The organism is Pseudomonas sp. NFX15, from assembly GCF_049132105.1.
In the GTDB taxonomy this organism is placed as follows: Bacteria; Pseudomonadota; Gammaproteobacteria; order Pseudomonadales; family Pseudomonadaceae; genus Aquipseudomonas.
Map to the genome: position 1 here is coordinate 299,230 of NZ_JAFMPV010000003.1, position 11,942 is coordinate 311,171.

Here is an 11,942-nt window from a genome sequence, read left to right on the forward strand (position 1 = left end):
ACCCTTGTAGAGCTGGCTTGCCAACGAAAGCGTCATCCGCCGCTGCGCAAAACTCAAAGCCCCATCTGCTTGCTGATGATCTCGTTCATCACTTCCCGCGTCCCGCCGCCAATCGACAAAATCCGGTTGTCGCGGTACAGCCGTTCCACCAGACTCTCGCGCATGTAACCCAGCCCCCCCAGAATCTGCACCGCGTCGTTGACGATCCGGTCGGCCGTGTCCGTGGCAAAATTCTTGGCCATCGAGATTTCCTTGATCACGCTTTGCCCCGCCGCCATTTTCGCCGCCTGGCGATAGGTGAATTCCCGGGACACTTCCAGTGCGGTGGCCATCTCTGCCAGGCGATGCTTGATCACCTGGAACTTGCCGATCGGCTTGCCAAAGGCTTCACGCTGGCGCGCCCACTTCAGGCTCTCTTCCAATGCCAGTTGCGCGGTCATGTTGGCCATCAACGCCAGGGCCAGGCGTTCGCTCTGGAAGTTGCCCATGATGCAGGCGAAGCCCATGTTCTCGGCGCCGATCAGGTTTCCCACGGGCACGCGGCAATCTTCAAAGAACAATTCGGCCGTGTCCGACGCCCACCAGCCCATTTTCTTCAACTGCCGACCGACGGTGAAACCTGGTGTGCCCTTCTCGATCAGTAACAGGCTGATGCCGGCAAAACCCGGCGCGCCGGTGCGGACCGCGACGGTGTAGTAATCCGCACGGACGCCACTGGTGATAAAGGTTTTGCTGCCGTTGACCCGGTAGACATCGCCGTCCCGCACGGCGCGGGTCTGCAGGTTGGCGACGTCGGAGCCGCCACCGGGTTCTGTGACGGCCAGGGCGCTGATCTTCTCGCCTGATAGCACCTGAGGCAGCACGCGGTCGCGGATTTGCGGCCTTGCCCATTTGAGAATCGGTGGCAGGCCGATGTCCAGTGAGCCGAGCCCTGCGACCAGCCCACCCGAGCCGCAGCGCATCAACTCTTCGCTGGCAGCCACCTTGGCGAACAGATCGCCTTCATGGCTGCCGCCGTAAGCCTGCGGATACCCGATGCCGAGGATCCCTGCCGCGCCGGCCTTGAGGTACAGCTCTCGGGGAAAGCTTTCGGCTTCTTCCCACTGCTCGATATCCGGAAGAATCTCGCGTTCGACGAAACGGCTGACGCTGTCACGGACTAATTGGTGGCTGGGATCGAAGTATTCCTGAAAGGCAGACATCGGCGAGCTCCACTGAAGGGGTCAGTGAAGTTAACCGAGCGCTTGCTTGGTTTTCAATAGGATTGTGTGAATCAACGAGATCGCGGTGTCTGATTCGCTGGCAAGCCAGCTCCTACCGGTAAGCACAACCTCCCTGTAGGAGCTGGCTTGCCAGCGAAGACGCCAGCCCAGACAACACAAATTACAGAGTAATCGGCTTACGCCCGGCAAACGAATGCGCCAACGTCCCGCCATCCACCAGTTCCAGCTCGCCACCCAGCGGCACGCCATGGGCAATACGCGAGGCGATCAGGCCTTTGCTGCTGAGCAATTGGGCGATGTAGTGCGCGGTGGCCTCACCTTCCACAGTCGGGTTGGTGGCCAGGATCACTTCAGCGAATGTGCCGGCCTCTTCGATCCGCGCCATCAATTGTGGAATACCGATGGCTTCCGGCCCCAGGCCGTCGAGCGGTGACAAATGGCCCTTGAGCACGAAATAACGACCGCGGAAACCGGTCTGTTCCACCGCATAGACGTCCATCGGCCCTTCCACCACGCAGAGCAAGGTGTCGTCACGGCGGGTATCGGCGCATTGCGGGCACAGGTCATCTTCAGTCAGCGTGCGGCACAAACGGCAATGACCGACGCCTTCCATAGCCTGGCTCAGGGCAAGCGCCAGTCGCGAGCCGCCGCTGCGGTCACGCTCGAGCAACTGCAACGCCATGCGCTGGGCGGTTTTCTGACCCACACCTGGCAAAATTCGCAGGGCGTCGATCAGTTGGCGAATCAAAGGGCTGAAGCTCATGGTGGAAACGTCCGACAAAACAACGAGACGCGGTTTATACCCGCGCCTCGGTTGAGCGTCAAATTGCAGCGTCAGTCCGGGGAAACCCGCACCACCAATTTGCCGAAGTTGCGCCCTTCCAGCATGCCGATGAACGCCTCGGGCGCCTGCTCCAGGCCATCGACTACGTCCTCGCGAAATTTCATCTTGCCCTCACGCACCCAAGGCGCCATGGCACTGAGGAATTCCGGCTGGCGATCACCATAGTCATCGAACACGATGAACCCCTGGATGTGTACGCGCTTGGTCAGCAACGTGCGCTGTAACAGCGGCAGGCGATCCGGCCCGCTCGGCGCTTCATGGGCGTTGTAGGAAGCAATCAGGCCACACAGCGGAATCCGCGCCTTGGGATTGAGCAGCGGCACCACGGCATCAAAAACCTTGCCGCCAACGTTCTCGAAATAGATGTCGATGCCCTTGGGGCAGGCTTTGGCCAGTTCATCGGCGAAATCCGGGCTCTTATGATCGACGCAGGCGTCGAAGCCCAGTTCGTCGACTACATAACGGCACTTGTCGGCACCGCCGGCCACACCGACCACGCGCAGCCCCTTGATCTTCGCCACCTGGCCGACCACTGAACCGACCGCGCCAGAGGCGGCGGCCACCACCAGGGTTTCACCGGACTTGGGCTGGCCGATGTCCATCAGGCCCATGTACGCAGTCATGCCGGGCATCCCCAATACGCCGAGGGCCATCGATGCACTGGGCAATCCCGACGGCACCGGGATGATGCTGCGCCCGTCATTGATGCTGTGGCTTTGCCACCCGGTGGCACCGACTACCAGGTCACCTTCCTGGAACTTCGGATTGAGCGAGCGCTCGACCCGGCTGACAGCGCCACCGGTCATGACCTCGCCGATTTCCACGGGAGCGGCGTAGGACGGTGCGTCACTCATGCGCCCGCGCATGTAGGGGTCCAGCGACAGGAAAACGGTCTTGAGCAGCACCTGGCCGTCGGCCAGGTCCGGCAGCGCCACTCGCTCCATGCGGAAGTTTTCCGGCGTTGGCGCGCCGACCGGGCGCGAGGCCAGGACTATGCGTTGATTGAGGGTCATGGGGTCGGACATGGCAGCGTCTCCTGTGATCGATGGGTTCGTTGATATAGGGAGCAGACCTTTGTGGCGGTGTGGCGTTCGATGTGTTTTTAGTAAGACCGAGCTGACTTCTTCGCGAGCAGGCTCGCTCCTGCAGAGGAAAGCATTTCAAATGTAGGAGTGAGCCTGCTCGCGATTGCTATCTCACAGGCATCACAAAACAAAATGCAGAAAACAAAAATGCCAAGCGCAATGCCTGGCATTTTTTGTAGCTCATCTGCCGCCTGAAGGCGAATCAGAATGGCAGTTTCATGCCCGGCGGCAGTTGCATGCCGGCCGTCATGCTGCCCATTTTGTCCTGGCTGTTGGCCTCGATCTTGCGCACGGCATCGTTGACCGCGGAAGCGATGACCGCTTCGAGCATTTCCTTGTCGTCTTCGCTCATGCCTTCGACCAGGCTTGGGTCGATGGTCACGCTCTTGACGTCATGACGACCGGTCATCACCACGGTGACCATATCACCACCGGCCTTACCGGTGACTTCGGCGTTGGCCAGCTCTTCCTGCATCTTGGCCATTTTTTCCTGCATCTGCTGCGCCTGCTTCATCAGGCCGGCCATGCCACCTTTCATCATGGTAATCACCTCAAAAGTACGTGGATCAAAACAGCGCCCGGCACAGGGTAGCCGAGCGCCTTCAATTATTAGCCCTGGGTGACCAGGGCGTCGACAGGTTCAATAGTATCGTTACGCACCACCGCACCGAACTGCTGCATCATTTGCTGGATGAACGGATCTCCGTGGATCGATTCCTCCGCCTCGCGCTGACGGTTGGCGCGGCGGCGCGAAGCCGCTTGTGCCGGGGTTTCCTGCTCGGGCTTGATCAGCTCGATGCTCAGGGTCAGCGTGCGCTGGTGATACTGGTTCAACGCATCATTGAGGCGACGCTGTTGCGTGGCGTTGAACAAGGCGCTGTGGGCCGGGTCCAGGTGCATCAGCCAGTTGTCGCCATCGACCGCGATCAGCGTGCAGTTGGCGGCAATGCTGCCGGTCATGCCGGAAATCGGCAATTTCGGGAACAGCTCCAGCCATTGCAGGGCCAGACCGGTGGCCGGCATTGCGGCGGGTTCCGGCTCGGGCTCTGGAGCCGGCTCGGCGGCATGCTCGCTGGCCAGCTCGTCGAGATAACTGTAGGCCGAATCCATGTCCGGCTCGATGTAATCTTCGTCCAGCGGCGGCTCGTCATCCAGGTCCATGCCCGGTGTCGCGGCATCGACGTCGGCCACCGAAGGTTCCGGGATCGGCGCGGCAGCCCATTCCGGGGCGTCTGGCACAACGCTGTCCGGCGTTGGCAACGGCATCGGCGGCAATTCGGGTTGTTCACTGGTGGTTTCCAGCACCGGCTCCACCGCCGGTTGCTGAACAGGGGTCGGCTCGACCGGGTCATTCCACGGCAGGTCGACCACTTCTTCGACCGCGACCACTTGCACCACAGGTTCAGGCACAACCACCGGCGCCACCGGTTCCGGGGCAGGCACAGGGGCCGCCAAAGGCGCAACCGGCGCGGTGGCGATGGGTGCAACAGCCGCAGCGACTACCGGCGCAACAACCGGCGCGGCAGCCACTGAATTGGCGGAATCAACTGTGGCCTGGCTGATCCCCACTGGCTTTAGCGGTTGCCTCGGGGCATCCGCGGTGTCTGCGGGCCGGAACGCCAGCATCCGCAGCAGCATCATTTCAAAGCCGCCGCGTGGGTCGGGCGCCAGCGGCAAGTCGCGGCGACCGATCAGGCCCATCTGGTAGTAGAACTGCACGTCTTCGGCCGGCAAGGCCTGGGCCAGTGCCAGTACGCGGTCACGGTCACCGTGGCCATTGTCGACACCTTCCGGCAAGGCCTGGGCGATGGCGACGCGGTGCAGCACATTGAGAATTTCCGACAGCACGCCGTTCCAGTCCGGGCCTTGTTCGGCCAGGTGGCGGACGGCTTCGAGCAACGCCTTGGCATCGCCTTCGATCAGCGCATGCAAAACGTCGTAGACCTGCCCGTGATCGAGGGTCCCGAGCATTGCCCGCACATCGGCGGCCATAACCTTGCCTTCACCGAAGGCAATCGCCTGGTCGGTCAGACTCATGGCGTCACGCATCGACCCGTCGGCGGCACGGCCCAGCAACCACAGTGCATCGTCCTCGAAGGGCACGTTCTCGACACCCAGCACATGGGTCAAATGCTCGACCACACGCTCCGGTGTCATGTTCTTCAGGGAGAACTGCAGGCACCGCGACAGAATCGTTGCAGGAAGTTTCTGCGGGTCGGTGGTGGCCAGGATGAACTTGACGTAGGGTGGCGGCTCTTCGAGGGTCTTGAGCAGCGCGTTGAAGGAATGGCTGGAGAGCATGTGCACTTCGTCGATCAGGTAGACCTTGAAGCGCCCACGGCTCGGGGCGTACTGCACGTTGTCGAGCAGTTCGCGGGTATCTTCGACCTTGGTGCGGCTCGCGGCGTCGATCTCGATCAGGTCGACAAAGCGGCCTTCGTCGATTTCGCGGCACACCGAGCACTCGCCACAGGGCGAGGAAGTGATACCTGTTTCACAGTTCAGGCATTTGGCAATGATCCGCGCGATGGTGGTCTTGCCGACCCCACGGGTACCGGTGAAGAGGTAGGCGTGGTGCAGCCGCTGGCTGTCCAAGGCATTGATCAGAGCCTTGAGCACATGGGTCTGGCCGACCATTTCGCGGAACGAGCGCGGACGCCATTTACGTGCAAGAACCTGATAACTCATCGAAAACCGTCGCAGCGAAGGAAGCAGAAGCGGCTAATGCTAGCGGAGCAAGGCGCAAATTGCATCCGGTGCGCTCGTGTATTCTGGCTAAGCTGCTTATCGGGGGCTATTAACGGAGTGTTTATGCGGTTGGCCTTGGGGGCATTGCTGTTGATCAGCCTGGACAGCGTGGCCGCACCAGCGCCGCTGCGCTTCGTGATAACCGACAGCTGGACCATGCCCATGGTGCAACTGGAGCGGGGAAAACCGGTCCAGGGCATTCTGTATGACGTGATGCTCAGCCTCGCGACCCAGGTCGGCGTGCCGGCCGAATTCCATGTCTTGCCCCGCGGGCGCGTGCAAAACGCCATGGAGCATGGCGAAGTCGACGTCCGTTGTTATGCCGCGCAATCGTGGCTACCGCATCAGTCCGGCGACTATATCTGGAGCATCCCGATCTTTACCCAGCCCGACCTGCTGATCACCCGGCATGAGCGCCCCGCCACGGTGAACCCGGAAGAACTGACACACCAGTCCATCGGCACCGTGCTGGGCTACAGCTACCCGACCCTGCAACCGCTGTTTGACACCGATCAATTGCACCGCGACGACGCCCGCAACCAGGAACAGGTACTGGAAAAAATCCTCGCCGGGCGCAACCGCTATGCCGTGAGCAATCAATGGAGCCTGGACTGGTTCAATCAGCGCCTGCTGCCGGAACAGCAGCTGCTCAGCGTGGCGCTGCTGCAGGAGCAGCATGTCGGCTGCTACGTGCGCAACGACCCGCAAGTGCCGGTGCAACGCATTCTGCGCACCCTGTTGCGGATGAAAATGTCCGGGGAAATCGAGGACATCATCCGGCTGTACATCGGCGGCGAGTCGTCGACTGTTGGCGCCCGAGAACCTTGACGGCGTCGCGCGCATAAATCGCAGACGAAAAAAAACCGCAGTGGGTGATACCCATGCAGTTCGGTGTACTTTCCACGCTGTTCGTTAAGGTGGTAACCCTACCAGCCACACCCCGGCACACAATGTTCCCGCTGTGGCTGCTGCCTTCCGGCTCTGACCAGGTTCACGGGTAATCGTTGCGGGGGGACCGATAGGGTCACCATAACGATGCTCACCTGTCGGCGAGCCGCGCCATTGTACCTATCTGAGACGAAGTTACAACCGTTGGTTTTGGATAAAAAACATGAGCTCGCTCAAGCACTTGCTAATGCGCCTGAAGCACCTCCTCGGCCCTGCCGCCCGCCTGCTGAATCACCAGATGGATAAAGTGCAGCTTGGCGATCACCGCCGGTGGCAAGACAAACGGATAGAAATCCGGCTGCCCCATGCTACGCGACAATTCATTGAGCATGCCGGCCAGTTCGATCCACGCGTTGACGAACGACAGAAACGCCGCGCCGCCAGGATGCTGCGGGTCATAAAGAGTCTCGGGCGCAAACGGCTGGTAGTCGAAATCCATTTCTCGGGCGCTCATGCCAAAACCCAATGCAGTGTCCACGGCGTCCATCATGTGCAGGTAATGCGCCCAGGTTTCCGCCCAGTCTTCCCACGGGTGCATGGTTGCGTAGGCGCTGACGTAGCGTTGCTGCCAGTCTTGCGGTGCACCCTGCTGATAGTGCCGTTCAAGGGCCTCGGCGTAACTGGCGCGCTCGTCGCCGAACAGGCCACGAAAGGCTTCGAGCCAAGGGCCGTCGGCGATCAATCGATCCCAGTAGTAGTGCCCGACCTCGTGACGAAAATGCCCGAGCAAGGTGCGATAAGGCTCGTGCATTTGCACCCGGAGCTGCTCGCGATGAGCGTCATCGGCCTCCTTGATGTCCAGGGTGATCAGGCCGTTGGCGTGGCCGGTGGTCGGCGAATTGCCTTCGATGTCGACGCCGATGAAGTCGAAGGCAAGGCCTGTCTCTGCATCGACCGTCTTGGGAGTCACCTGTAATCCCAGGCTGACCAGTTGCGCCACCAGTCGGCGCTTGGCCGTTTCCATCTTGCGCCAGCGTTCGTGGTTGTCGGCGATCGACAGGTCGGGAATGGTGCGATTGAGATTGCAGGCGATGCACAACGTGGCGTGATCGTAGGCGGGCAGCAACCAATTGCACGCAGCGGGTGAATCGAGGTTGGCGCAGCGGCGAAATTCGCCGCCCTCGGGGTCGGCATCGAGTCGCCAGGTCTGCGGAGTCGAGCCCGGCGTCAAGGATGACAGGCGGCTCCGCTCTGGCTGATAGCCCAACGCTGCCGAACAGGCCAGGCACTGGCTGTTGCGAAAGAACAACGACTGCCCGCAACGACAGGGCCAGACCTTGCTGTTGCGCGAACTGTCGCCCATGAACGGGGCGGCGATACGCGAGCTGAGCTGTTCGAAAAAACGGTACATGGCGATCTCTCCCGAGGGCTTGCAGAGACTAGATCATTCCCCGGCGTGGATCGTTCCCGTTTTCTGCGGTGGCATTGGAATCGCCTTCGCTGGCAAGCCAGCTCCTACAAGGATGTACGCGTTTTTTGTAGGAGCTGGCTTGCCAGCGAATGGCATCACACGGCTATGCCGTGCTCACTCAAAAACGCCACGAACGCCTCTTCGTCCAACACCTTCAACCCCAAATCATTGGCCTTGGTCAACTTCGAACCCGCACCCGGCCCGGCCACCACGCAATGGGTCTTGGCCGATACCGAGCCTGCCACCTTGGCGCCCAGGCTTTCAAGTTTGTCCTTGGCGATATCGCGGCTCATCAATTCCAGCGAGCCGGTCAGCACCCAGGTCTGCCCGGCCAGCGGCAAACCTTCGACGACCTTCTTCTCGCTCTGCCAGTGCATGCCGAAGTCAGCGAGTTGCTGTTCGGCCGCTTCGGCCAATTGACGATTTTCTTGCACCGCAAAAAACTCGCGCACCGAATTGGCCTGTTTCTCCGGCAGTGCCTGGCGCATGTCCAGCCAGTCCGCGCCGATCACTGCCTGCAACGAGCCGAATTTGTCCGCCAGTTTCTGCGCCCCGCCCGGGCCGACCAAGGGGATATGCAGCTTGTCGAGGAAACCACCCAGTGTGGTGCTCGCCGAAAATTCGGCACCCAGCTCGCCCTGATCCTGAATCTGCAAACCGTGCTTGAGCAAATCGTCGATTACTTGCCGGTTGTGCGCGTCCTCGAAGAAGCTGTGAATCTCGTGCGCGACTTCCAGCCCGACATCCGGCAAGTACGTCAGCACTTGCGGCAAGGCCTTTTGCACCCGCTCCAGCGACCCCAGCGAACGCGCCAGTACCTTGGCCGTCTCTTCGCCGACGTCTGGAATCCCAAGGGCGTAGATGAACCGCGCCAGCCCTGGCTTCTTGCTGTCTTCGATGGCGTTCAGCAGGTTCTTGCTCGACAGTTCGGCAAAGCCTTCCAGGTCGACGATCTGCTCGAACGTCAACGCATACAGATCGGCCGGCGAACTCACCAGGCCTTCGTCGACCAGTTGCTCGACGCTCTTCTCGCCCAGGCCTTCGATGTCCATGGCGCGACGTGACACGAAGTGAATGATCGCCTGCTTGAGCTGCGCACCGCAGGCCAGGCGACCGACGCAGCGATACACCGCGCCTTCGCTGACCGTCTCGCGGCCCTTGCTGCGCTTGATCAGTTGCGTACGCTCGACATGGGAACCGCACACCGGGCACTTCTCTGGAATCTGTACTGGCCGCGCATTCTCAGGACGGCGCTCCATCACCACTTGCACCACTTGTGGAATCACATCACCGGCGCGGCGGATGATCACCGTGTCGCCGATCATCAAGCCCAGGCGTGCGACTTCGTCCATGTTGTGCAGCGTGGCATTGGCCACGGTCACGCCTGCAACCTTGACCGGTTTCAGACGCGCCACCGGCGTCACCGCACCGGTGCGGCCGACCTGGAATTCCACATCGAGCAGCTCGGTGAGTTCTTCCATCGCCGGAAATTTGTGGGCGATGGCCCAGCGCGGCTCACGGGCGCGAAAACCCAGTTCGCGCTGCGAGGCAATGCTGTTGACCTTGAACACCACGCCGTCGATTTCATACGGCAGCGCGTTGCGCCGATCGCCGATGTCGCGGTAGTAATCCAGGCACTCGGCGATCCCGTGCGCCAGTTTCAACTCGTGGCTGATCGGCATGCCCCAGGCCTTGAGTTGCTGCAAGTTGCCGATGTGCGTGTCGGCAATGTCCGCCGACACCTGGCCGATGCCGTAGCAGCAGAATTCCAGCGGACGGTTGGCGGTGATCTTCGAATCCAGTTGACGCAGGCTGCCGGCCGCGGCGTTGCGCGGGTTGGCGAACGTCTTGCCGCCGACTTCCAGTTGCGTGGCGTTGAGCCGCTCGAAACCGGCCTTGGACATGAACACTTCGCCGCGTACTTCCAGGGTCGCCGGCCAACCGCTGCCGTGCAGCTTGAGCGGGATATTGCGCACGGTGCGCACGTTGACGCTGATGTCTTCGCCCGTGGTGCCATCGCCGCGGGTAGCGCCGCGCACCAGCACGCCGTCCTGATACAACAGGCTGACAGCCAGGCCATCGAGCTTGGGTTCGCAACTGTATTCGACCGCTACGCCACTACCGAACAGATCGCCGGCCGGCAGGTCCAGGCCTTCGGTCACCCGGCGGTCGAACTCGCGCATGTCGGTTTCTTCGAAGGCGTTGCCGAGGCTGAGCATCGGCACTTCGTGACGCACCTGGGTGAACGCCGACAGCGCCGCACTGCCTACGCGCTGGGTCGGCGAGTCGCTGGTGATCAGTTCCGGATTGGCCGCTTCCAGGGCCTTGAGCTCATGGAACAAGCGGTCGTATTCGGCGTCCGGGATGCTCGGCTCGTCGAGGACGTGGTAGCGATAGTTGTGCTGATCCAGCTCAGCGCGCAGCTCTAAAATGCGGGTTTTGGCGGCGGTCATGGGTGTTCTCTCATAAAGCAAAAGAGCAGCCTAGGCTGCTCAATTTGTAGATGCGGCGCAGATTCATTGTAGGAGTCCGGCTTGCCGGCGATGGCGATTTCAAGTCCGCCTCGCCAGCAAGCCGGCTCCTACAGTGTGTGGCAGTCATGTCCACACATTTCAAAAATCAACGCTTCTGAGTCAGGGCGCGGCGTTCGAATTCGACGATGCGCTGACGGTAATGCTCAATCGTTTGCGCGGTCAGTACGCTGCGCTGGTCGTCCTTCAGTTCGCCGTTCAGTTCCTGGGACAGTTTGCGCGCTGCCGCCACCATCACGTCGAAAGCTTGCTTGGGATGACGCGGGCCTGGCAGGCCGAGGAAGAAGCTGACCGCCGGGGTGCTGAAGTGGTCGATGTCGTCCAGGTCGAACACGCCCGGCTTGACCGCGTTGGCCATGGAGAACAGGACTTCGCCGTTGCCCGCCATGCTTTCGTGACGGTGGAAAATATCCATCTCGCCAAAACGCAGGCCGCTTTCCAGAATGTTCTGCAACAGCGCCGGGCCCTTGAAGCCGGCAGCGTCGCGGCAGATCACGCTGATCACCAGCACTTCTTCCGCTTGCGGCTGCTCCTTGTCGCTGAGCGATGGCGCAGGCTTGGTGTCATCCGGGAAATCATCGTCACGGCTGCTGAAGCTCGGGCCGCCGTCCAGATCAAGGCTCAGGTTCATGTCGCCTTGGGAAGGCTCGCCGTGGCCGCGTTTGCCGCGCTTGGCACCCGACTCGCGAGGCTCGCGGGCCGGCATGCTCACCGACGGCAGGTCCAGCTCGTCCAGTTGCGGCTCTTTTTGTGAGTCCAGCACCCGTGGCGGGCCCAGCAGCTCGGCGCTGCTGTCCTCGTCCGGCAGGTTGGACAGACTTCGATCAAGACGGAACTTCAGTTTTCCCTTGCCGCCGCGCATACGGCGCCAGCCATCAAAAAGAATACCGGCAATGACAATAATGCCGATGACGATCAGCCACTCGCGCAGACCGATTTCCATGTAATCCCGTGCCTCTATAAAAAATGCTGAAAAATAAGGGGTTTACAACCTGTAAACCGCTTTAAAACGTGGCGCCAACTCTATGTTCTGACAGGCGTTTTGCCCACGTATACGAAAAATTGACATTAAACTAGCACGACCAAAGGCAACTTTACACCGTCTACCACCCCGGCTAACGCGAATATGTCGATTGGCCAGCAAGTCGAAGC

Annotated in this window: 9 protein-coding genes and 1 other RNA gene; 1 reads left to right on the plus strand and 9 read right to left on the minus strand. The window is 61.0% G+C overall.

From position 1 onward, the window contains the following. Nucleotides 1-53: 53 nt before the first annotated feature. From J1D76_RS05150 to dnaX, 5 genes are all read right to left on the minus strand, one after another. Nucleotides 54-1,202, minus strand: a complete 1,149-nt coding sequence (locus J1D76_RS05150) for an acyl-CoA dehydrogenase family protein (protein WP_421137324.1) — start codon at nucleotides 1,200-1,202, stop codon at nucleotides 54-56. Nucleotides 1,203-1,383: 181 nt separating this feature from the next. Beyond that, entirely contained in the window at nucleotides 1,384-1,986 is a 603-nt protein-coding gene (gene recR / locus J1D76_RS05155; RefSeq protein ID WP_046041325.1) for a recombination mediator RecR, read from the minus strand. Nucleotides 1,987-2,057: 71 nt separating this feature from the next. Then, complete coding sequence (locus J1D76_RS05160) at nucleotides 2,058-3,092, minus strand: NADP-dependent oxidoreductase (protein WP_421137325.1); 1,035 nt, start codon at nucleotides 3,090-3,092, stop codon at nucleotides 2,058-2,060. 262 nt (nucleotides 3,093-3,354) lie between these two features. Continuing rightward, nucleotides 3,355-3,693, minus strand: a complete 339-nt coding sequence (locus J1D76_RS05165; RefSeq protein WP_007971455.1) for a YbaB/EbfC family nucleoid-associated protein — start codon at nucleotides 3,691-3,693, stop codon at nucleotides 3,355-3,357. Nucleotides 3,694-3,761: 68 nt separating this feature from the next. Beyond that, nucleotides 3,762-5,840 (minus strand): DNA polymerase III subunit gamma/tau, encoded by a 2,079-nt coding sequence (dnaX, locus tag J1D76_RS05170; RefSeq protein ID WP_421137326.1) that lies wholly within the window; start codon nucleotides 5,838-5,840, stop codon nucleotides 3,762-3,764. A 123-nt stretch (nucleotides 5,841-5,963) separates the two neighbouring features. On the opposite strand from dnaX, the gene J1D76_RS05175 reads away from it, so the two are divergent. Then, entirely contained in the window at nucleotides 5,964-6,728 is a 765-nt protein-coding gene (locus J1D76_RS05175) for a substrate-binding periplasmic protein (protein WP_421137327.1), read from the plus strand. Between the two features lie 96 nt (nucleotides 6,729-6,824). Here the strand turns inward: J1D76_RS05175 and ffs are convergent. The 4 genes from ffs to zipA all read right to left on the minus strand — a co-directional run bounded on the left by ffs (nucleotide 6,825) and on the right by zipA (nucleotide 11,733). Beyond that, nucleotides 6,825-6,921, minus strand: an RNA gene (gene ffs / locus J1D76_RS05180) — signal recognition particle sRNA small type. A gap of 111 nt (nucleotides 6,922-7,032) precedes the next feature. Beyond that, nucleotides 7,033-8,199 carry a zinc-binding metallopeptidase family protein gene (locus J1D76_RS05185; protein ID WP_421137328.1) on the minus strand — a complete coding sequence of 389 codons (1,167 nt, stop codon included), beginning with the start codon at nucleotides 8,197-8,199 and terminating at the stop codon, nucleotides 7,033-7,035. 155 nt (nucleotides 8,200-8,354) lie between these two features. Further along, nucleotides 8,355-10,712, minus strand: a complete 2,358-nt coding sequence (ligA, locus tag J1D76_RS05190; RefSeq protein WP_421137329.1) for an NAD-dependent DNA ligase LigA — start codon at nucleotides 10,710-10,712, stop codon at nucleotides 8,355-8,357. A gap of 166 nt (nucleotides 10,713-10,878) precedes the next feature. After that, nucleotides 10,879-11,733 (minus strand): cell division protein ZipA, encoded by an 855-nt coding sequence (gene zipA / locus J1D76_RS05195; RefSeq protein ID WP_421137330.1) that lies wholly within the window; start codon nucleotides 11,731-11,733, stop codon nucleotides 10,879-10,881. Between the last annotated feature and the right edge of the window lie 209 nt (nucleotides 11,734-11,942).